We start from the raw sequence: 22111 nt of genomic DNA, 5'->3' as shown, positions 1-22111 counted from the left end.
ATCCTTTTGTTAAATTCGTCTCGCCCACGTCCCCAAATATATCCTGGCGCTTCTGCCCAGCGTTGAACAGCAGGTCCAGGATCGAGACCTGACCGTCGAAGGGGTTATAATAGTTGAGGGCGGTTTGGGTAACCATAGGGTGGAAATAACCACACTAGGGAATGAAGCTGGGCTGCAGAATCACACAACTCATCGGCGAAGTCCTGAGAGTATCCGTGGTCGCACGTCTTGGCGCCATGTGGGCCGCGGAAGTTTAGAATCCGATGGTCCGACGCACCGGCACCGCGTCAGTATACTGCAACTCGCGCAGCACCCGGAGGAGATACTCGCCGATCACCCCGAGGGAGAGCAAGATCATGCCGGAGAAGAAGGTGATCAGAATCACCAGCGTTGCCCATCCGGGTACGCCGAAACCAGTGGTGAAGTAGCGCACCAGCGTGCCCAGCACCATAATCGCACTCACCATAGCGGTAGCAATCCCTAGCCCGGCGATGAGACGTAGTGGTAACAGGCTGACAGCGAAGAGGTTGGTCAGCGCCAGTCGCAACTGACTTATCAAGGTGTAGTTGGAGCGACCGAAAGCACGCTGATGGTGCTCGATGGGCACTGATTTGATGTGCCTGGTCGCTGCGAGCATCATGGCGCCCGGGCTGGCGATGGATGATTTGTTGGCACGGATGAAGTCCGCCACCTGCCTTCGCATCAAACGGTAGGATGAGATCTTCACCTTGCCGAGGCCGAAGGCACGGGCGTTGAGATAGCGTACGATGCGCGAGCCCAAGTTACGCAAGCCACTGTGCTGCTTGTCCGGAAACCAGGCGAACAGTCCATCGTATCCGCCGTCACTATCCAACTCGGCAAGCAGCATAGGCATAGCCTCGGGCTCGTGCTGCAGATCGTCGTCCATGGTGACCACGATATCCCCAGTTGCTGCACGGATTCCGCACAGCGTGGCGCGAGCCTGGCCCATATTGCGGCCAAGGAGGATACCCCGAAATCCTGGCCGGTCCCGCGCGATATCTTCAATGACACGCCAACTATTGTCCGAGGAGCCATCATCAACAAGTATTACTTCCCATGACTTTCCTGTGCCATTGACCACACAGCTAAGCCGATCGGCCAGCAAAACCAAACCCGCCGCATTGTTAAATGTGGGGATCACGATACTTATTTCTGGTGACATGGAAACTGGGTTATCCATCATTTAGCTCAGATGATTCATCCATGAGCAAGCGAGCGCCCACCAACTGGTATTGTCTCAGTATTGGGGCAATACCGACCAGATGCAGTCACGCCATGCAAGGCTGCGGCCTCGCGCTCGACGTCCCGCTGCAGTCGCCAATTCGAATCTCTTCGAGCGTGGCATACGATAGAGAACGGGTGTCTCGTTTTTTCCATATTTAATTATCGCATACATACATTCTTCAATATTCTCAAAGCAGCGTGCTTCTTTGAAAGCAATAATTATCCGGCAATGCGAAGTTGCGGGTGGAATTGAGGAGAAGATCGACGGACTGCTAGGCGGCGGAATTTGCCTTATGCCTTCTTAGGAATAGCTTTATCGCATCCTCCAGCCATTTTAAATAGAAACGCCACAGGGTTAAGAAATAAATAAGCGCGCCGCCAGCGATTTCGATAAACAATCGTCCAAGGCTATCCTCGCCGACAAATACGGCCCTCGCGCTTAGCAGGCAGGCAGCCATGACAGCGGACGAAACAAATGGCTGGGAAAGCTTAGCGCGATTTTTGTGAAAGACGTTTCCAGAACAGCCTTGCTCATGCGGACAGTTGAAAATGCGACAATCAGTTCGGTCGTCATCAAGGCCGATACAAGGCTGATTACCCCATATTGCGCGCCAATCAATGTCAGGGGCAACAAGATAATCAATGCAATGATCGTAGACTTCAGCGACAGGTCTGCACGCCCCATGCTGGCCAGTACGCTCCAGCGTCCTTTATTGCACTTGCATATAGTTTCCGACAGCGTGATACGGTTATAGATTGCTCACCTGATTCGATGGCAGCCACTGCAGGAAACGATGCAATTAAGCAATAAGACGTTGCAACCGCGGCTCTTTCAATTAAACCGTTGCAACCTTGCTTACCACGTAGCGAAACTTGCCCGATTTTTCCAGCGGAATTTCATTCACCTCTTCGACAACGATTTCCACGCCCCGACCCAGCCTGGCCTTGAACCCCTCCTCGATTTTACTGGACAGCCCGACCTCTAGCCTCTCATCCGTAACCACCCATACACGCGTCAGATTCAAATCTTCCTGGATGATCTTGAAGTTGCGTATCTGGGGGAGCTCGCGCAGGATATAGATCAGGGCCAGGCCATGCATGACAGTACCATCCTGCGCGACAAGGAAATCGGTGCTGCGGCCCTGAATTTCCCTAAGCAGGGGAAGGCCGCGTCCGCAAACGCAGAGCTTGCTGTCCAGTACGCCTATATCGCCGGTACGATAGCGGATGAAGGGAAAATCGCCCGTGGCCAGATGGGTGACGATAATCTCTCCGGCCTCCCCGTAGGGCAATGGCGTGCCTTGCTGATCCACAATTTCTACAATAATATCCTCGGCGGTGATGTGCATGCCGCCTTGAGGACATTCGTGGGCGATAAAGCCTGCATCGCGGCCTCCATAGCCGTTCGCTACCGGACAACCGAACGTTGTGCTGATCTGCTGGCGCTGTTCGGCATAAAGACGCTCCGAGGTAACAAACGCGACCCGGATTCCCAGATCATCCATACGCCGCCCCCTTGTCTGGGCATGGCGGGCAATGTGCGACAGGGAAGAAGGGTAACCGAAAAGCATTTTGGGACGCATTCCCTCTATTTCGTCCAGGAACTGGTCGAGTTTTTGTTGCGACATTTCAAAGGCGGGGAGCAGTTTGGTCCTGAGCAGTCGATCACGAAAGACGCGGAGGCTATCCTGGGCACCAAGTTCGATTGGTGAGCCCCACACCACTATTTCTTCATCTCCGATATCCACATCCCACCAGCGTGTGGCGCGCCATTTCGCGGCCACATCGTGACTGATTCGTTCCTTGCTGATGTAGAAAATCAACGGTTCTCCGCTGGAACCGCCGGTGTTAAACCGGGCAAGGTCCCGGCAAAGTTCGGATTTCATTTCATCGGTATTGGCGCGGATCGCCGGTTTGTCCAGAAGGGGCAAACAGGCCAGATCGGCAAGACAGCGTATATTTGATGCCTCGAAGCCAATCTCTGCGAAGAGTCTGCGGTAGTAGGGGACGTTTGCCTGGACCTTGGCAAGCAAGCGCTGCAGTTTGGAAAGCTGGAGCGCTTCCAGATGTTTCCGGTCCCACCATTGGGACGCCTCCATCTCTTTACGGACAGCAACGCTGTGATGGTGCTTGATGCGCTCGTGAACCGGAAAGAAAAGACCTGATATGAGCGAGGTATAAAAATCTTTTTTTCTGCCCGGGCTTGCGTTCACTTGACGCACGCCATGGATCTGTTTGAATTTTCCAGGACGTTTCCATAAACGCGAAACAAGGAATCACGCACGTTGGGCCACGCGTACTGCTGTACAGACTCAAGGCCTGCCTGGGTCATCTGCTTCGTTTTCAAGGGATCGTTGAGTAATGAAAGGACCGCTTCGGCCATGGCTTCCGGGTCTTGCGCCGGAACAAGCAAGGCTGTTTTTTCATGTTCTACCAGATAGGGAACCCCGCCCACGTTAGTACTCACAACCGGGATGCCGCTGGCCAGGGCTTCAAGGACCGAGATGGGCATATTGTCCACCAAGCTGGGGTTGATCATGACATCGGCGCTGCGGTAGACAGCCGCCATGCCTTCGTTATCCAGTCGACCTGTAAAGGTAACCGCGTCCGCCAGCCCAAGCCGGCATGCGAGCGCCTCCAGCGCTTCCCCCTCGGGACCTGACCCGGCCAAGGTAAGTTTTGCCGTGGGAAGCACCCGTTTCACAATGCTGAATGCACGCAGGGCGGTAGCGTTGTCGTAAATCGGCTCCAGGTTGCGGGTAACGATGATATGGGGAAACCCTGCTTCTGCTGTGGAAGATGCAGGGTGGATTTCCGCGCCGAACCGGCTCAGATCAATGATATTGGGCACGATGTCGGTTGAAAAACCCCGTTTTCCAAATACCGCTTCAAGAAAGCCGGAAGGAACGATGATTGCATTTGCCCGATGCAGGGAGGGTTTTACCCAGAAAAAAGCTTTGTCGAAAAAATTGTCTGCTTCGCCCCCCCGGTAATTGATGATGACCGGTTTCCCTTTGATGCGGGCTATCCAGATGGCCGGGGCCGCAAAGAGGTGCCAAGACCAGCCCGAATTCGCCATTACATGAAATAACTGAACCCTGTTCGCGGAAAACCAGAGGTGGCCAAGATACGGCAGCAACCGAAATCCCGCTCTTATTCCCTTGATTCTTCCAATCCAGCCCGGGCGATAGGGGCGATTGACCTGAATCAGTTCAACCACGGCGTCTTCCCCACGCAATAATCTGGCCAATTGCAGTGTCTGGTTGGCCATTCCACCGGAAGGGGGGGGTAAAGGTCCAACCAGTCCGATGCGCAATCCCGCCGGCTTCACGGCCCTGACGCCTTCGAGACGAGCGAGCCGTAAATATCCTGATACCGTGCCACACTGACGGGCCAATTACGTTGTGTTTCCACAAAACTCCTGGCCGCCAGGCGGAGGCCAGGCCACAGTTCGGGACTGGAGAAAAGATTCAACACCTTGGAAGCGAGCGCAGCCGAATCGCCGGCAGCGAAAAGGACGCCGGTTTTCCTGTCCTCGATGAGTTCCCGATGGCCACCGACATCCGAAGCCATAACAAGCCTGCCTTGCGCCATGGCTTCGAGCGGCTTCAACGGCGTTACCAGATCGGTAAGCCGCATCTGCAGTCTCGGATAAACAAGGATATCGATCAGATTGTAATAACGCTGGACCTGCTCATGAGGAACCCGGCCGACGAAAATCACCTTGTCTTCCAGGCCAAGCTGCGCAGCGATAGCTTTTAATTCTTTTTCTTGCGGACCGCCCCCGACCAGCATGACGCGGATATCAGGATTGGCGGACAGCATTTCCGGTAATGCCTTCAACAGAATACCCAAGCCTTCATAAGCATAAAAAGAACCAATAAAGCCCAACAACGGCTTGCCCTCGACCCCCAGGTCTTGAGCGAGTTGCGAATCACGGCTTTTGCCTGCGCTGAAATTCTCGATATTGACTGCATTGGGAATGACCGTCACCTTTTCCGGCGCGATGCCCCGCGCAAGAATATCACTGCGTAGTCCTTCGCAAATTGTGGTGACGGCATCAACCCGCTTCAGTGCATAGCTCTCCAGTGACCGGGTAAGTCGATACCTGAGCCCCCATTCGCGACTGGTCCCATGGTCTACCGCTGCGTCTTCCCAGAACGCCCTGACTTCATAGACGACCGGAATACCCAGACGCCTGCCCACGCTCAGGGCAGGTATGGCGTTCAGGGCCGGGGAATGGGCGTGCAGGATATCCGGCTTGACAATTTCCGCCACCTTGCTTAAACGGGCCGTCAAGCCATGAATGACGGAAACCTGGTTCAGGACGGGCAATCGCGAAATCGAATTTGCAGCGGCCGGGGTGCGATAAAAATGCCACCCCTCGACATCCTCTTCCGGAATGCTGCAATTTCCCTGTTTCGATCCGGTCAGGTGATAAGTTTCCCAACCCAGGGTACGCTGTTCCCGGAGAATGGAGAGCGTCCGGAATGTATAGCCGCTGTGAAGCGGAATGGAATGGTCAAGGATATGCAGGATGCGCATCAATTTTTCCGCTGCGTTTTCAACTTTTACTCAAGGCGTACACACCGGGAGCAGTCATTTTTTTCATAACTCCGCAATGACTTGGCGGATGACTTCGCTCTGGAACTCTTCCAATCCAAGCCACAGCGGCAGCCTCACCAATCGATCGCTGAGGAACTGGGTGTGGGTTAACGCTCCGGACTTGCGGCCGCACTTTTCACCCATGGGGGAACTGTCAAGCGGCACGTAGTGAAACACTGTCCCTATTCCCTTCTTCCTGAGTGCATCGATAAAGGACGTACGTTTGTTCAGATCCGGTAATAGCAGGTAATACATATGCGCGTTATGAGTGCAGTCGAACGGAACAATGGGGCGGCGGATTTTTCCCTCCATCTCCTGCGCCTCGAAATTGTCATGATATACATCCCAGATATCAAGCCGGCGTCGAGTAATTGCGTCCGCTTCCTCCATCTGAGCCCACAGAAAAGCGGCGATGAGCTCACTGGGAAGATAGGATGAACCAAAATCCACCCAGGTATACTTATCCACCTGGCCGCGGAAAAAAAGAGTTCGATTAGTGCCCTTTTCCCTGATTATTTCCGCTTTCTCCGCAAAACAGGGATCATTCACCAACAGCGCACCGCCCTCCCCCGAAATGATGTTCTTGGTCTCGTGAAAACTCAGTGCGGCGAGATGCCCTATACTCCCCAGCGGCCTCCCTTTGTAGCTGGACATGATGCCCTGCGCCGCGTCTTCGATCACCAGCAAGCCGTACTTTTCCGCGATTGACATAATGACATCCATCTCGCAGCCCACCCCGGCATAGTGAACTGCCACAATCGCCCGCGTTTTCGGCGTGATAGCCGCCTCGATCAGAACCTCGTCGATATTGAACGTGTCAGATCGAATGTCAACGAATACCGGCACCCCTCCCCTCAATGCAAAGGCGTTTGCGGTTGAGACAAACGTATAGGAGGGCATGATGATCTCGTCGCCGGGCTGGATGTCGGCCAGAATGGCCGCCATCTCCAGCGCCGCCGTGCAGGAATGCGTCAGCAATGCTTTTTCGCAGCCTATGCGCTGTTCCAGCCAGGCATTGCATTTTTTGGTAAAAATTCCATCGCCCGCGAGTTGTCCACTTGCGTGAGCCTGGCTGACGTACCATAGCTCTTTTCCGGTCATGTAGGGTTTATTGAAAGGGATCACGGCTGAGATTGCGCCTGAATTGGATTTATGGACAAAAGCATGTGTCAAGGTGTTAAGCGCGGGAAATGACTATCAAACCCGACACCACCATCACTGTCCCCAGAATACTCTGCGGCGTCAAGGACTCGTTCAGGAAAAGCACGGAGAAAAACATGACGATGATAAACGCGAGGCTCATGAAAGGATAAGCGTAATTGAGTTCGAAGCGTGTCATGGCCGCCATCCAGGCGAGAGAGGCAAGGAAGGCCGAAAAAAAACCCGACATGATCCATGGGTTAAAAAACTGCTGGAGAAGAAACAGCAGTTTGTCCAATCCTCTGTCCGGCATGGCGGGCGCCTGCCCCATCTGCCATTTCAGCACCAGTTGGCCATACACGGTGAATAGCAGGGTCAGCAGGATATAAATATGTCCTGCCATGTCGAATCGTTCCTTCATTCTTGTTCGCGCCGTCCCCAGATGTAAGAAGGTGCTTCCGGTCCCACATTCAATAGCAAATCCAGCACGGTGACAAAAGGGGAGAATGGGGAAAAGCATTGTGGATAAGCTGGATAAGCGGGGTATTCCTTATACACCAGTTCAATGCCGGCCTCGGCAAACATGGGTTCTTCAATATAGTCCCGGGCTGACGGCCCGCTGATGTATTGAGTGGCGCCCACCTTCTCAAGAATGCCTATTAACCTCTCGGTTTTCCCGCCCTCGACTTCGAGAAGCCGGCTATCGGCAAACCGGGTATGAATGCCGAGAATACCGGAGAGATGCTTTATTGCGCGCTGATTGTAATCGGAAAGATTTGTTATGTCGTTCTCATACAGGAAATCCAGCAGGGATTGCGATTTCCGGAAGAAGGGCGCGTGCCGGTAACTCTGTTCAATCGTGCTTCTATGCTGCCGCTTCCACCTTTGATCCGGGATTTCCACCTCGCATATCAAGCGCTTCAAGTCGTGGCCCGCGGGGATCGATAACCACCGGGGACCGTCCTTGGTCATCAATTTGTTCCGGTGGCGCCAATCCGAATGCGTATATTGGACATCGTCATAAAAAATGAAGAGGTCAACGTCATGGATGAGATCGAAGTAACCCTTCCAGGGGATATAGTTGGATTGCAGGATGGCAACCTTGTTGTGCCTGGCTTGCATTGATAGGATCTGTCAGAGCAACGATTGCAGCCGGTGGCTGGGGATGCCTGCCTCGGGGCTGATTGCGGCAAGATAGGCGGTATTCTCCTCGGTGCTGGCGGCAACCAGAGCACCTGCGCCGATCAGTGTGCGCTCCCCCAATGTGATCTTGTCGCGCAGCGTCGCGTTTACGCCGATGAAGCTATGCGCACCTATCTTTACATTACCCGATATGACTGCATGGGCAGCGATGAAGCAATTATCGTCAATCTCGACGTGATGACTGATGAGGCTGCCGCACCAGATGATAACATTGTTGCCTATCCGCACGAATGGCTGAATTATGTTTCCCTCCATGATGAAACAGTTCTCACCGATGGACAGGTCTGGCCAGGTCACGCTGCGACTGCTGACATATGACGCCAGGCGATAGCCGCGCGATCTGGCTTCCAGGCATTTTTGGGCTCTGGCCTTGTTCAGGCGGGCATAGCCCACGGCCACGAACATATCGTATTCCTCAGGGCCGCAGTGTGCGTCTATCTCCTCGAAGGCAAATACCGGCAGGCCCATACATCGGTCTTCCTCGAGATGAGAGCCATCGACGGTGAAGGCGGCGACCCTGCGAGGGCTGTCGTGCGTAAAGTAATAGCAGGCCAACTCGGCCATTTCTCCCACGCCGAAAATGACCAAAGGTCTATCAGACTGGTCATTCATGAACGCTTGGTCCGCAAGGCGTCCACTAAAAAATGCAGGCTGTTCAGTTCGACTATTTCCTTGTCACTGAACTCGATGCCAAACTCATCCTCCAGCGCCAGCATCAGGTTCATGTGCTTGAGTGAATCCCAGGCGGGACGATTTTTGCGTGAAATGTCTGGTGAGATATCTTGTGGTGAGATTTGCAGGACTTTCATCATAACGTCACGGGTACGATTCTCTATATCGGACATGGCGCTGCCTACTCTCTTTCAATATGGATAAAGCCGGGTAAATCCATTTTCGGCATGGAGGCCGGCAACCCATAGCGCCGGCGGCCTTCCGTTTGTTCCAGCAACGCAAAACCAAGGGTATTCCAGAAATCGGCCGCTTGACTGTTTTTGGCTGTAGACAGATATTCTGCCTCCCAGCTCAGGATTCCCCAATCCGCAACGATGCGCCGCATGCACTCCAGGACGAAGGCAAACTCGAGACGGCGGCCCAGCGCCCTGCAGCTCATCAAAAGGGAATCTACCACCGCCGCGTCCTGCCGCCGCGCGGCGATAAATACGCCTACCAGGCCGAGAGAGCCAAAACGGTCGCTGGCAGACAAAGTATAGACGCAAGCGTCAGCGGAAGCGCGAAACTTCGCGACGTCGTGGTCGGAATAGCGCCGCGTCGTCAGGTTGAACTGATTCGTTTTCTGCGTCAGCTGTACAACACGCATGGCTTCCCCGTCCGTTGCAAGGTGAATCGCCGCCGTCAATCCCAGCGACGAAAGGTAGCTTTCCAGGTCCGGATGTTGATTAAGTTCCGCTTTACGCTTACCCTCGGTTTGATAGAGACTGGTGCGCAGCTTATCCTCCTGGCTGGTTATCAGCCTATCAAAGAGGCCGTCGCGCCGTAGCAACGCTGGGTATTCATAGAGCCTGTCCGGAACCTGCAAGATCGTCACTTGCGGTAGCACCTGCCTTATCAATTCCAGCTCTCGCGGGTTATCATCCACGAATACAAAAGCATCGAGGCCGATGTTCAGCTCCTTTGCCAGCTCGGCCAGGTTGGCGGCCTTGTCTTCCCAGTTGATGCGGAAGCCGGACAGATGGTCGCGTTTGAGCAGGCTCCACGGATGTTTGTCCAGGACGTCGAGCACATCCTGTTCGTTGTTTTTGGAACAGAGTGTCACCAGCACGCCACGCTCGGCCAATTGCAGGACGGTCTTCTGGAAATCGTAATATGCCCGGCCAGGATAATCATGGGCATCCAGATGGATACCTTCAATGCCATCCTCCCCGACGATGCCGCCCCATAAAGTATTATCGCAATCCAGAACCAGGCATTTCTTGCCATGCCCCTTGAGGGCAAGCACAACCTTCATCAACTCCCGCGCCAGGGCATCGAGAAAGGATCGCTTGAAAGGAGCCTTGGAAATATACCAGTACCGGTAGTCCATGGCCTCGGCCTCGCCAATACGATGTGCGAGCCGGTCCCAGTCCATGAGGCAGAAGCGGGGACTGTGCTCGCGGACAAACGCCCGCACAAATTCATTGAGCCTGGCTACCTCGCCGGCGGCGTCGGGAGCCGCGATCAATGCGCCCGTCTCGGGGTGAAAGGGAACGATGAACGTATTGAGACTGATGGTAGGGGCGTCGCTTGCCGAGAGGGCGTCAAAAATACTATTGAGTTCCTCCCGTGAATGTGCCGAGTTCCACCCGGGAAAACCATAGCGCGGATCCAGCTCCTCAAGCATCAATGCCGTTACCAGAATGTCGGGGCAGTGCTTGACCAGCGGCGAGTCGGGTAACATCAGATCCTGGCGCATGGATCCGTAACCTCCGAAGATCAGATCGGGGCGAAGCCCCATCCTCAACATGTGGTACCGCAGATAAGGCTCAATCCCTTCCAGCGTTATATTGCGCAGGAAGCCGAAGCGATACGTCGGGGCGGCGGGTGGCATTGCCGCGTGCAAGGTATCGGAAGCGCTGATGAGATCCGATAGCGTGGGGGGAAGATCCTTGGAGAATGAGGGAACGGCTGTAAGCACTTTTCTCTGGCGACAGGTCAACTGGATTCCAACAATTCAATTATGCCAAAATCCTTGACCATATAGAAACTGACCTGTCTGTTGCCGAAAAGGATTGCAGGCTTTGGGGATGACACGCAGATGACGCGAAACCCGCCTTCCTTCAAGGCTTCAAGGCTGGCCTTGAGATTCTCGGTTTCATAACAGAGATGGTAGATGCTTTCGCTCGATGTGGTAAGGATTGCATCGAGGGGACCCGGCCCCTGTGCTGGAGCGACCAACTCCACAGTAGGCATGGAAGCATGGGGGCACAACCATAGGTTCACGTTTTGCAGTGGATCATAGACCTGCCTGATCACTTCATGGCCCAGGCCCCTGAGAAAATTCAGCGTCTGCTCCGGCCGCCTGCTGGCTAGGCCAAAGTGATGGAAACGAAGAGCGAACGCTTGCATGGAAAACTGCATTTGGGACCGCGAGCCCAGCCGGGTTTCTTCTTATGGAATCCACCCGTCATTGCTGCGCTGACCTGCTCGCCTGGATCAACAAGGAATTGCACAGCTCGGGATAGTCGACACCTACTTTAAGCATGGCCTGTAAAATTGCTTCGCTAAGATTCAAATCGATCATCTGCTGCGTCGTGATCGGCTTGAGCAAGAGGCCTTCAACCTTGCGTATTTCCAATGCCTCGTTTTCAACCATCGCAGTCAGCGATTCCAGGGTGAAATAGCGCTTGTGACCAAACTCCAGATCAGCTGGACTCAAGGCGCCGATGTCGGGAAGCAGGCCGGCCGCATTGCCCAGCCGCCGATGCAAGGATTCGGCGTTCGGGACGGCAATATAAATGGATCCCCCGGGAGAAAGAAACCGGGCGTAGCGGCGGATAATCGCGGCAGGATCATCCACATGCTCAAGAACAAACCCCATGCCAATCGCATCAAACCGCTCGTCCGTCTCGAAATCCTCGAAATGGCCCTGAACGATATCCATGCCCTCGATTGCAAAATGCTCCTTGAAGCGGTCAATCATCTCCCGGGATCCTTCAATGACCCGGTAGCGCTGAAAGGTCTTCGCGAAATATTCTGTGGAGTATCCATGCCCCAAGCCCAGCTCCAGCATGCTGCCAGCTTGCGCCATGGCCGCAACTCTTTCGGGATACCACTGGAGGGTCAGGCGATTGTCCAGGACATAAGTGCGATCGTAGGCGGTTGGATCCTGCTCATCTTCCAGGCTCATGGAAACCTTCTTTTATCGTCAGCGATAGATATCTTTCACTATATACGTAGGCCTGTTCTGCACCTGATTAAATACCTTGCCGAGATAAATGCCGACAAGGCCTATTGCCGTCGTCATGATACCAAGACTGAGCGTCATCACAGTCATTACGGAAGTGAAACCTATCAGGGCGTCGTCAAAAAGCAGTTTTCGCAGCACAAGATAAAAAGCCAGCAGGAAGCTTAGCAGTGTAATGGTAACCCCGGTGTTGAACAACCAGATCAGCGGTTGAGCCGAGAACGAACTGACTGCGTTGACCATCACGCCAATGCGTCGCGCGATCGTATATGTACTTTGTCCACCCCTTTGTTTCTTGATTACAGGCAAGCCGATCTGGTGGAACCCGGTCCAGCTCATCATGCCTCCGAGGAACAGATTACGATCGCCCATTTGCAGTAGTGCTTCGACAAAACGGCGAGTCATGATCCGTTCGGTAATGATATTTTCAGGAATCTTGATGTCGCTGAGAAAATTGAACCCTTTCCAGAACAAATTACCGGTGATCTGCTCGAACCAGCCCCCCTTCCGCGCTTCCTGGTAACCAAAAACCATATCGCAATCCGATTCGCGGAGCTTGCGGTAAAAATCCGTCAGTACAAGCGGTGAGACCTCAAGGTCGCAATCGATGAGGAAAACCAGATTCCCGCGGGCATGTCGCAATCCCGCCTGAATAGCGTGGTGATGGCCAAAGTTGCGCGAAAGATCGACCACCGCCAGTTGAGGAATATCGGATCTACGGGTGAGCGCATAAGCCAGGGAGTTATCTGGCGACCCGTCATTGATCAGTAATATCTCGAAGTCATTACATTCTATTTCTGACACAGCCTGAAGGCACTCCGCAAGAAACCGCTCAAGAAAGGATTGCGATCGATACATTGTTGAGACAATGCTGATTTCGGGGGGCATATTGTTAGCCTTGGATTCCTTCATTATCTTATTGGCCGACTCTGCCATATTCTATTCTCAATTTCCACAAATTATGGCTGGCCTGGTGCAACTCTCCATGGCCCGAGAAAAAATAAAGTATTCGAAATGATCGAACATCGCCTTTCAATTGATGGCCCCGGTCGGGATGGGGCCTGATCTGCTGGGCAAGAGCCAGACGAGTATCGCCCGATAGTGATTAAGCGGTTACGAAAGTATTTTTGCATTTTATAATGCCTCCCTGTCGCAATCGTCCCCTCTGTCAGGTTTTACCCGAGCATGCTGTTTAATTCCTTTATTTTCCTTTTTGCCTATCTGCCAGTCGTGCTTGGAGGTTTTTTCTGGCTAGGTCGCAGGAACCACACATGGGCATCGGGATGGCTTGCTTTCGCGTCTCTGTTTTTTTATGGGTACTGGGATTATCGCTACGTTCCACTGCTGCTCGCTTCAATAGCATTCAATTACTGGAGCGGGCTGCATATTTCGCACGCAGCCGAACCTTCCCGGAAGCGCTGGCTGGTCCTGGCCATAGCCGCCAATTTAAGTCTCCTCGCCTATTTCAAGTACGCCAATTTCTTCCTGGATACAGCGAGCTTCATCAGTAATGAAGACTTTTCCAGCCTGGATATCATTCTGCCAATCGGCATATCATTTTATACTTTCACGCAAATCGCTTTCCTCGTCGATACGTACCAGGACAAGGTGCGCGAATACCAGTTTGTTCATTACCTTTTATTCGTTACTTATTTTCCACATCTCATCGCAGGTCCCATTCTCCATCACAAGGAAATGATGCCCCAATTCGCCGATGGGCGGATGTACAGGCTCTCGGCAACCAATTTTGCTGTCGGCGTCACTATATTCTCCTTTGGCCTCGCCAAGAAAGTATTGATTGCAGATAACCTGTCTCCTTACGCAAGCCCGTTGTTCGAAAGTCCGGATTCGCCCTCGCTGTTTATCGCCTGGGGTGGCGTTCTTGCTTACAGTTTTCAGCTTTATTTTGATTTTTCAGCTTATTCGGATATGGCCATCGGCTTGTCTCGTTTGTTTGGGGTCCGGCTTCCTCTTAATTTCAATTCTCCATATAAAGCGGAAAACATCAGCGAGTTCTGGCGAAGATGGCATATGACCCTGTCTCGCTTTCTTCGTGACTATCTGTATTTTCCGCTGGGTGGGAACCGGACCGGCCTGTTTAAACGCTACCGCAATCTGATGTCTGTTATGCTGTTGGGCGGAATGTGGCACGGGGCTGGCTGGAATTTTATCATTTGGGGCGGGCTGCATGGTTGCTATCTGGTGATTCACCATGCATGGGCTGTCATATCGAAACGCCTGGGCTTTCCCTCGGAGTCGGCAGTTTGGAAGTTGACCGCCACTGCAACAACCTTTGTTGCAGTGTGCTTCGCATGGGTATTTTTCCGCTCGCCGGACCTTGCCACTTCATGGGAAATCGTTCGAGGCATGACCGGCGGCTTCGGTATTGGATTGCCCGATGCCATCGGTAATCGGATCGCAATACTGGTACCGGCGCTTCAGAACCTGGGCGTGAACTTTTACTTGGGCGGGGGCTTGCATTTTGTAGAAACGTGGGGGTGGATTGCATTTGCTGCAGCGATTGCTTTTTTACTGCCCAATACACAAGAGCTTGTTCACCGCTTTGACCCGGCGCTTGATTTCAACCCCGCTGCGCAGACGCCAAAAAGGGGAATGGCGTATAGGCTGACCTGGATGCCATCGCGCCTGTGGGCTGTTTTCCTCGGTTCTCTGACAGTAATCAGTTTGCTGTCGTTGAATCGTCCAAATGAATTTCTTTACTTCCAGTTCTGATATACGCACGGGCTGCGTGATGCGACCATGACGAAACCGCTCGAGCCCTCGCGTTTTATGCGCTGGTTTACGATTTCCACTTTGACTGGAATCGCGCTCGTCGTGGCCCTGGTCGTAATCGTGGACCCTTATGATCAGTACCGCGTCGTGACTCGCCCCGGATTCAATCTCATCAAGCCCGGGTTAACACGGCATCAAAGCGAGATCAAGCTCACACAGGCCGTTGAAATGCGGGCGGATGCGCTTATCCTGGGTCACTCCCGCGCCGAAGTGGGCTTTGATCCGGAGGCACCGGTATTTGTCCGGCAGGGTTTGTCAGCTTATAACCTCGCCATCCCTGGGGCTGGCATCAGCAATGCTCGCGGGCAAGTAGAATACCTGCATCAGATCGGGATCAAGCCAAAGGTCGTCGTGCTTGGCGTCGAGTTTCTGGATTTCATGGAAGCACCGCAAAACGCGGCTTCTACGATATTGCATCAACATCCCGCCAATGATAGACATCCGGTTACCCACTGGTTCTGGCGTTTTGATAGCCTTTTTTCGCTAGGGTCTGTAAAGGACACAATCCGCACATTGTTCATTCAATATGATAACGAAGCGGCAATCATGACTTCCAGAGGGTTTAATCCGTTGAACGAATATGGTCCGATCATGCGGAGAGAAGGTTATTACCCGCTGTTTCGGCAAAGAGCGCAGGAAAACACCAAAACTTATCTCAAGAAGGCGAAAGGCTCGCTTTCTTCTGCTGATTTTGACCACTTGCGAGCGATTCTCGATATTGCGGCTAAGTCCGGCAGCGACGTGAAATTGATCATCTATCCGTATCACGCCCAAATACTTGCTCTTTTCGAGGAGACAAGGCTATGGTCTTCATTCTGGAAATGGAAGGATCTGTTGGTGCGCGAGGTATCAGCCGCGAAACAACGTCATCCTGGCGCACGTATTGCCTTGTTTGATTTCAGCGGCTATGGCAACTACAACTGCGAAAAGATTCCCGCAAAAGGAGATCGCACGACGGCTACCCGCTGGTATTGGGAAGCAGGGCATTTCAAGAAGGAGCTTGGGGACATTGTGCTGGAGTCCGTTTTTTCCAACTCGGCTAACACCTTTCAGATGATAAACGTCGAGCAAGACAAGCCGGATACATTTGGGTTCCAGCTGAACGAATCGAATACGATACTGAATCTGCGGCGCATCTATCAAGAACGCTCAAGGTGTATGAAAAGCCACCCGGCACTCTTTGTAGAGGCAATAGAACTTGTTGCGGGCGCGTAGCCAATGAAGAAACAGGATAAGCTGAAACCCGGAGGATTATCTGCCTGCATCTGGATATGAGCAGAGCGGTATGCTATACCTGCGCGATGCCAATCGAGCTGGCATCACATTATGGCATGCGTTTAGTACCGCACCGAGGCCGGTGCGGTACTGATTTGACAAACGGTATTCAGGCGCGACGTCTGCGAGCGGCCCATCCGATCAGGCCGAGCCCTGCCAGGAGAAGCGCATAAGTTTGCGGTTCCGGAACGGCTGCCATCGGTTTGTACAGCCAGACGTCAGCATTCCACCTGTTTCCGCCAGCCGAGGAAATCTCGTCCAAAGCGACAAACGCGCCCAGTGATGGATCATAATGCCATTTTCCTAGAACACCTGTGAAGAAACTGCCATGGGGGTGCTCCGCGGTGGAGCTGTCAACCTCATGGATGGTCCAGGTAGTGTTAGAACCGATGTCGCCGGCTTCATCAGTGAGAACATCCGCGTACCAGACCTTTCCCCCGCCATCTTTTCCATCCCATAACACTATTCTGTTATTGGCCTCATCGTAATCGAGGCCGTAAAAACTTGTCATTACAAAATCGCTGCCATCACTATTTACCAGGTTGATTCCGATATCGCGGTTTTGGTTGGGGTTGATCGGGTTGGCATTGTCCAGATCCCATATCGTCAGATCCGACGTGTACGAGCCCACGACTCTCGCGGTTTTAATGTAGAGGTTGTGTGTATTGTCGAGCGTCCCGGCGCTTTGATCTCCGACCGTGTTCCACGTAACTCCAATTTTTTCCCGTGTATCTTGCCCGCCGTTCCTCACATCTCCCAAGGTGTAGCGGTAAAGTGTCGGAAACCCTGATGCGACTTGCTCGGCAGTAAAGTAAACCACGTCTTTGCCGTTCTCGATCCTATGGGCGCTTGTTCCATTGATGTGACTTTCATTCCGCACTTCCCGGTCAATCCACATGTTTCCACCCTGGGCGATATCGGTAGTATTCCAGCCCGAACCGGTAGTCCCCCCGACTTTGTTTGGATCTGCCTTGATCGGATCCCACAGAAAAGGCCCGGTACCCGTTATGGTCGTGCCGTCCGTCTTCTGAAATCCTCCCCCGGTCGGCCAGGACGCTCCTCCCAACGTAAGGAACATGTCATTAACGGGAAGATATAAATTGTTGTCGTATGTATGGGAAGATTGGGGAGCTGCGCTGTCAACAACAAAACCGTTTTCCAGCCTGCTTGGCAGCGAGCCCCGTCCCCAGTCGCCCGTGGCCCCATCCCATACATATACCTCATTACCGGCGTAATTCGCATGGCCGCCACCCCAGAGTATCAGGTTTCCGCGAGTTGTATCCCAGGCAAAAGAGCTCCACGCTTTCACAATCGCACCTGGAAACTGTTGGGTGCTTATCGGTACCGCATCTGCACCGGTTGGCCAGACATCGGAAAAAGCGTTGGTACTTGCCTTGACCCACCCGCCCTCCGGCGTTGCGGCCAGCAATGATGACAACCGTTCGTATGAGGCTTGCGCATGTGCTTGCGCAATAAAGAATGGGAATGAGCTTGTGATAAATAATGTAGAGAGCGTGAGGCCTGCCGTCTTGATCCGACTCCTGCTGAAGAGAAAGAAGGAGTTCGAAAATGCCGATTTATTCACTCGCCGTTTTTTTGATACGCTCAGCCTGCCCATGGTCCACCCCCCGAAAGAAAGAACAAAATTGTTATTTTATTTAGTCGTCGGTTAGTACCAAACCCGACGGCGCCGGCTGAAGCTCAGCTGCCACTATTGCTCCATTTTCTTTCCCGGGACATCGGCGAACACAAACCCATGATCCTCGATTAACCTTTCCGGAGGATCTGGGTGATATGTTGAACTTCGGCTCTGAGGCCTCGGCTCTTGTGAGGCCAGGGAAGATATGAGAACGAAGCGTACAAGAAAATGCGCTGAAAAGTAAAGATGTTTTTCACTTCACTTAATACCTCATATGACTTATAGTAGTTAAGTTTTTGTTGATATGTTAGCAAACAAGGCGGAACAGGCGGAAGCTCGTTCTATGGAACATCTGGACAAGTCTCGATTTTTCGGCGCCGTTATCAGCTGAGCGTCTCTCCATGACTTATTTAAGGGCCTTCCACGGAATAAGCGCGTATTCCTGGAAGACATTGTGACTCCGGGTTTCAATCGTTCCAACGGCAACCTTCACTGAGAGTTGTTGGAAAAATTCGGGAGATTGTTGGAAGAGCTCTCGCTCGATTCTTATATCCTGTTCGGCTTACAGGCTGTTCGGCAGCCTGGCCAATTGTCCGACAAATTATCCAACTCCTGAACCTCATTGGCCGCCGCTACCGGACATTCAGGCTAATCAATTGTTACAAAAGTAATGGCATCGATAGCGGGACGAAAAAAAGAGTTCTACAAGATGGTGCAGCAGTGGGGCTGGGTTAATGTCGGCCTTTTCGCGCTCGACAGACTTATGGGCGTGATGTCAAGGGGAAATCTGCGAATCTACAGGTATTACCTGATCGCGCAGCCAGTGGCGAAGACTACTTTACTTCCGCCAGGAAGGGGCGAGAAGATTGAAGTTCGGCTGATTAACGAACAGGACGAGATTGCCCGGCAATTCCCCAGGCCTGCTCCGGCGATCCAAGCGCGATTCAAGCAAGGAGCAAAATGCCTGGTCGCTCTTAAAGAGCAGCGCTTCGTGGGCTTTCTGTGGCTATTGCTGGGCAGCTATCAGGAAGATGAAGTGCGTGCGCGTTATATACCGCTTCCGGCAGGCCGGGCTGCATGGGATTTCGATGTGTATGTAGCGCCGGATTCCCGGCTGGGACTGACTTTCCCACGCCTATGGGATGGGGCGAACCGGGTCTTGCGCGAACATGATGTGCTGTGGTCGTGCAGCCGTATTTCCCCCTTCAATGCAGGCTCGCTTGCCGCCCACGCCCGTCTCGGAACCTTATCCCTGGGCAGCGCGATCTTCCTTTGCGCCGGCCGTTGGCAAATCACGTTCGCCTCCATATCCCCCTACTTTCATCTATCGTCCCATCCCGGGTCATTTCCCGAATTTCACCTCAACACTCAGGGGCTCGGTGAAATCCCGCCCATCCTTTAAGACAAAACCTACTACGGAGCAATAATGCAGCACCTTGAAGAAGTGAAAAACATTCTGTCTGACGTACTGAGCCTCGGCGAGCGAAAGAATTTCCTTAAGGAGGATTCAAACTTGCTGGGTAGCCTCCCCGAATTGGATTCCATGGCGGTTGTTAATGTAATTACTGCTATGGAAGAGCATTTTGACATTGCTGTGGATGATGATGAGATCAGCGCAAGGACTTTCGAAACGCTTGGCAGTCTGACACGCTTCGTTGAGCAGAAGCTTGCTGAATGAAGGAAGCTCCGAAGGGTGTCGCTCCTGCCAGGCCCTTTTTTCTGAACGCAGATTCCGGAAAGCGCTTCTGTCTTTATTATGCACCCCTTCCCGGCATGGAATGCCGCGGAGCGTTTATCTACGTCCATCCCTTCGGAGACGAAATGAACAAATCCCGGCGCATGGTCGCGATGCAGGCAAGGGCTTTCGCCGCGATAGGGTTTGGCGTACTCCAGATGGATCTCTTCGGTTGTGGCGACAGTAGCGGGGAATTCGGAGATGCGCGCTGGAATGTCTGGAAGCAGGACCTGTTTGTCGCAATGAATTGGCTTGGGGACAAGGTCAATGCCCCCGTCAGCCTCTGGGGTCTGCGCCTTGGGGCATTGCTTGCACTGGACTTCGCCAGAAGTTGGGAAAATACCATTGACCAGATCGTCCTGTGGCAACCGGTAATCAATGGAGAATCGTTCGTGAATCAGTTTTTGCGGCTGCGGCTGGCTAACGAGATGCTTGCAGCCGGCGTAGATGGCGTAAAGGCGACAGGGACAGGCACCATGCGTACTCAACTGGCAAACGGGGAAACGCTCGAAGTGGCAGGGTATGAGCTTGCGCCCGGCCTGACTATGGTTATTGACAAGTTGAAAGCGGCTGACCTGGCGGTGGCAAAAAGTACTATTCACTGGCTTGAGATCGTGGCTGAGGCTGGCCGCCCCATGCCCCCTGCGGGCGCGAAGGTTATAAGCGCCTGGAAGCAGAAAGAAGTCGATTTGCATTTGCACCTTGTACCTTGCTTGCCATTTTGGGCAACCCAGGAGATTTCCGAGTGTGCCGGGCTGGTGGCGGCTACAACAGACATTTTTGCCGAAAAGCGCTTATGAATTTCGAGGAGCACGCTCTCGCTTTTCCCTGTAACGATGCCTGGCTATACGGGGTTTTGAGCTTACCGGAGAAACCCGGGGCACGAGGTGTGTTAATTGTAGTAGGCGGGCCTCAATATCGCGTGGGAAGCCATCGCCAATTCACGTTACTTGCTCGCCATCTGGCGGCACATGGAATTCCCGTCCTCCGCTTCGACTCCCGCGGAATGGGGGATAGCGAGGGGGATACAAGAACCTTTGAAGAAGTGGAAGATGATCTGCGTTGCGCGATTGATACATTTTTCAAGGAGATGCCTCCACTCAAGGAGCTGGTGATTTGGGGACTTTGTGACGCCGCATCTGCCGCTGTCTTCTACGCATACATGGATCCCCGCGTGACTGGACTGGCGCTGCTGAATCCCTGGGTAAGAACGAATGAAGGGGCCGCTAAGGCTTATCTGAAGCATTATTATGCTGCACGCATTCTGGAGCGAGAGTTCTGGGGCAAGGTATTGACCGGGAAGTTTAGCTATTCGGATGCAGCTCGATCCCTTGTGAAGACCGTCTTTCAAGCCGTGTCCGTAAAGAAACGAATTGTAGTTAACGCAACGGATAGGGCTTGCGACAGGTCTTTTAATGACGGTCTGCCGGCGCGCATGCTTCACGGTCTCGGCCATTTCGAGGGAAAGGTGCTGCTGATAACCAGTGGAAAAGACCTTACTGCACAAGAATTTCAGAGCGTTGTGAACAGTTCTCCCGAATGGCAGAAGCTGCTGGACTCCCCACGCGTGTCGCGTCTAGATTTTCCCGAAGCAAATCACACCTTTTCCCGTCGTGCGTGGCGTGACACAGTAGCAAACTGGACAAGAGAATGGATACACTCGTGGTAACACGTATCGTGATGAATCATGACGTGAACCTGCTCCCTGCGGCTTGAGATTCGCGTCGTGCCGACAAAACGAATAGTTGTTACGCATGTCAGGAATGATATTATAAGGACCACCTCGCATTTTCTGGCGGTCCCGGATAAGTCGCGGCGGTTCAACAAATCGCGGCGAACCGCGAAATCTAAAATCAGCGAGCCGGGCAATTTTCACCCCGGATGAAAAAGGGGCCGGCATTACCACTCTGAAGCGGGAAATGCAGTACGGTCGAAACATGCTAAATTGCAAGGAGCATAATTGAAAGGCATATTCGGTATCGGAATATTAGCAATTTCGATAATTTCCACAACCCTTGAAGCAGCCCCTTATTGTGGGGAACTGGAAAACGTACGGGACTATACGAGTGCTGAGCAAAAAATCTTTTTGGCAACTGTCGAGCGACATCATTTTACCCCCGAGATAGAGAATCTGCGCCATGGAAACACAGGAACGCTTGGCGCAGATCTGGCTTATACACTGATACTGTTTCCTAATCATCACCGCGCACTAGCGGCATTTGGGAAACTTTCCCTGCGAGACAAGACTTTAAAACCGGCCGGCTCGAAATATTCTGTTGGTTGCTTTTTTGATCGCGCCATCCGGTTTAAACCGAATGATGGTACGGTCCGTATGGTATATGGCAATTATTTGTTAAAAGCCGGGCAAATTGATGAGGCTGCCGAACAATTTCGGATTGCTGTTGACCTTGAGCCCGAAAATCCCACCATCAACTACAATCTCGGGTTGCTCTATGTAAAGAAAAAAGATTACGAACAGGCAAATATCTATGCAAAGAAAGCGTATGAACTGGGCTTTCCGCTGCCTGGCCTGAAGAATCAGTTGATGGAAGCAGGCAAATGGAACGATTAGCGG

General features: G+C 52.9%; 22 protein-coding genes. 8 read left to right on the top strand and 14 right to left on the bottom strand.

Features of this window, described 5'->3' with window-relative positions; translation table 11 throughout:
- Window positions 1–253: 253 nt before the first annotated feature.
- Window positions 254–1162, bottom strand: coding sequence for a glycosyltransferase family 2 protein (locus BMZ14_RS08615; RefSeq protein ID WP_218145001.1), 909 nt, complete (start codon window positions 1160–1162; stop codon window positions 254–256).
- A 616-nt stretch (window positions 1163–1778) separates the two neighbouring features.
- On the opposite strand from BMZ14_RS08615, the gene BMZ14_RS15275 reads away from it, so the two are divergent.
- The gene (locus BMZ14_RS15275; RefSeq protein ID WP_218145000.1) at window positions 1779–2000 is read left to right on the top strand and encodes a hypothetical protein; all 222 of its coding nucleotides are present in this window, start codon (window positions 1779–1781) and stop codon (window positions 1998–2000) included.
- An 81-nt stretch (window positions 2001–2081) separates the two neighbouring features.
- On the opposite strand, the gene BMZ14_RS14820 is transcribed toward BMZ14_RS15275, so the two are convergent.
- The 12 genes from BMZ14_RS14820 to BMZ14_RS08545 form a co-directional block, all read right to left on the bottom strand.
- Window positions 2082–3458 (bottom strand): phenylacetate--CoA ligase family protein, encoded by a 1377-nt coding sequence (locus tag BMZ14_RS14820; RefSeq protein ID WP_074796757.1) that lies wholly within the window; start codon window positions 3456–3458, stop codon window positions 2082–2084.
- A complete protein-coding gene (locus tag BMZ14_RS14815; protein ID WP_256208504.1) occupies window positions 3455–4576 on the bottom strand; it encodes a glycosyltransferase family 4 protein in 1122 nt (373 codons plus the stop codon). Before BMZ14_RS14815 ends, BMZ14_RS14820 begins: the two co-directional genes overlap by 4 nt.
- Complete coding sequence (locus BMZ14_RS08590) at window positions 4573–5790, bottom strand: TIGR04063 family PEP-CTERM/XrtA system glycosyltransferase (RefSeq protein WP_074796756.1); 1218 nt, start codon at window positions 5788–5790, stop codon at window positions 4573–4575. Before BMZ14_RS08590 ends, BMZ14_RS14815 begins: the two co-directional genes overlap by 4 nt.
- A 63-nt stretch (window positions 5791–5853) precedes the next feature.
- Entirely contained in the window at window positions 5854–6975 is a 1122-nt protein-coding gene (gene rffA, locus BMZ14_RS08585; protein WP_074796754.1) for a dTDP-4-amino-4,6-dideoxygalactose transaminase, read from the bottom strand.
- A gap of 52 nt (window positions 6976–7027) precedes the next feature.
- Complete coding sequence (locus BMZ14_RS08580) at window positions 7028–7393, bottom strand: EamA family transporter (RefSeq protein WP_143071946.1); 366 nt, start codon at window positions 7391–7393, stop codon at window positions 7028–7030.
- Between the two features lie 14 nt (window positions 7394–7407).
- Window positions 7408–8112, bottom strand: a complete 705-nt coding sequence (locus BMZ14_RS08575) for a WbqC family protein (RefSeq protein WP_074796751.1) — start codon at window positions 8110–8112, stop codon at window positions 7408–7410.
- Between the two features lie 12 nt (window positions 8113–8124).
- Window positions 8125–8805: an acetyltransferase gene (locus BMZ14_RS08570; protein WP_074796750.1), complete on the bottom strand. Its 681-nt coding sequence runs from the start codon at window positions 8803–8805 to the stop codon at window positions 8125–8127.
- The gene (locus BMZ14_RS08565; RefSeq protein ID WP_074796748.1) at window positions 8802–9038 is read right to left on the bottom strand and encodes an acyl carrier protein; all 237 of its coding nucleotides are present in this window, start codon (window positions 9036–9038) and stop codon (window positions 8802–8804) included. The genes BMZ14_RS08570 and BMZ14_RS08565 overlap by 4 nt, the downstream gene beginning before the upstream one ends.
- A gap of 8 nt (window positions 9039–9046) precedes the next feature.
- Window positions 9047–10825 carry an HAD-IIIC family phosphatase gene (locus BMZ14_RS08560; protein WP_143071933.1) on the bottom strand — a complete coding sequence of 593 codons (1779 nt, stop codon included), beginning with the start codon at window positions 10823–10825 and terminating at the stop codon, window positions 9047–9049.
- A gap of 17 nt (window positions 10826–10842) precedes the next feature.
- Window positions 10843–11256, bottom strand: a complete 414-nt coding sequence (locus tag BMZ14_RS08555; protein ID WP_177186948.1) for a VOC family protein — start codon at window positions 11254–11256, stop codon at window positions 10843–10845.
- A gap of 58 nt (window positions 11257–11314) precedes the next feature.
- Complete coding sequence (locus BMZ14_RS08550; RefSeq protein ID WP_074796743.1) at window positions 11315–12037, bottom strand: class I SAM-dependent methyltransferase; 723 nt, start codon at window positions 12035–12037, stop codon at window positions 11315–11317.
- An 18-nt stretch (window positions 12038–12055) separates the two neighbouring features.
- Window positions 12056–12982, bottom strand: coding sequence for a glycosyltransferase family 2 protein (locus BMZ14_RS08545; RefSeq protein ID WP_074797051.1), 927 nt, complete (start codon window positions 12980–12982; stop codon window positions 12056–12058).
- A 297-nt stretch (window positions 12983–13279) separates the two neighbouring features.
- Between BMZ14_RS08545 and BMZ14_RS08540 the strand changes: the two genes are divergently transcribed.
- Both BMZ14_RS08540 and BMZ14_RS08535 read left to right on the top strand, forming a co-directional pair.
- On the top strand, window positions 13280–14827 hold the full coding sequence (locus tag BMZ14_RS08540; RefSeq protein ID WP_074796742.1) for an MBOAT family O-acyltransferase: 1548 nt from the start codon (window positions 13280–13282) through the stop codon (window positions 14825–14827).
- A gap of 27 nt (window positions 14828–14854) precedes the next feature.
- Window positions 14855–16102 carry a hypothetical protein gene (locus tag BMZ14_RS08535; protein ID WP_074796740.1) on the top strand — a complete coding sequence of 416 codons (1248 nt, stop codon included), beginning with the start codon at window positions 14855–14857 and terminating at the stop codon, window positions 16100–16102.
- A 169-nt stretch (window positions 16103–16271) separates the two neighbouring features.
- On the opposite strand, the gene BMZ14_RS08530 is transcribed toward BMZ14_RS08535, so the two are convergent.
- Entirely contained in the window at window positions 16272–17600 is a 1329-nt protein-coding gene (locus BMZ14_RS08530; RefSeq protein ID WP_256208501.1) for a PEP-CTERM sorting domain-containing protein, read from the bottom strand.
- Window positions 17601–18471: 871 nt separating this feature from the next.
- On the opposite strand from BMZ14_RS08530, the gene BMZ14_RS08525 reads away from it, so the two are divergent.
- The 5 genes from BMZ14_RS08525 to BMZ14_RS08505 all read left to right on the top strand — a co-directional run bounded on the left by BMZ14_RS08525 (window position 18472) and on the right by BMZ14_RS08505 (window position 22108).
- Window positions 18472–19203, top strand: coding sequence for a GNAT family N-acetyltransferase (locus BMZ14_RS08525; RefSeq protein WP_143071932.1), 732 nt, complete (start codon window positions 18472–18474; stop codon window positions 19201–19203).
- Window positions 19204–19227: 24 nt separating this feature from the next.
- A complete protein-coding gene (locus tag BMZ14_RS08520; RefSeq protein ID WP_074796737.1) occupies window positions 19228–19479 on the top strand; it encodes an acyl carrier protein in 252 nt (83 codons plus the stop codon).
- Window positions 19476–20336: a hydrolase 2, exosortase A system-associated gene (locus BMZ14_RS08515; protein WP_074796735.1), complete on the top strand. Its 861-nt coding sequence runs from the start codon at window positions 19476–19478 to the stop codon at window positions 20334–20336. Before BMZ14_RS08520 ends, BMZ14_RS08515 begins: the two co-directional genes overlap by 4 nt.
- The gene (locus BMZ14_RS08510) at window positions 20333–21205 is read left to right on the top strand and encodes a hydrolase 1, exosortase A system-associated (RefSeq protein WP_074796733.1); all 873 of its coding nucleotides are present in this window, start codon (window positions 20333–20335) and stop codon (window positions 21203–21205) included. The genes BMZ14_RS08515 and BMZ14_RS08510 overlap by 4 nt, the downstream gene beginning before the upstream one ends.
- A gap of 291 nt (window positions 21206–21496) precedes the next feature.
- Entirely contained in the window at window positions 21497–22108 is a 612-nt protein-coding gene (locus BMZ14_RS08505) for a tetratricopeptide repeat protein (protein ID WP_074796731.1), read from the top strand.
- Window positions 22109–22111 lie beyond the last annotated feature (3 nt).

The sequence above is a fragment of the Nitrosospira briensis genome, assembly GCF_900115125.1.
Taxonomy (GTDB): domain Bacteria; phylum Pseudomonadota; class Gammaproteobacteria; order Burkholderiales; family Nitrosomonadaceae; genus Nitrosospira; species Nitrosospira briensis_A.
Note: the sequence above shows the minus strand (reverse complement) of the source record. Positions and strands in the feature narration are given on the sequence as shown.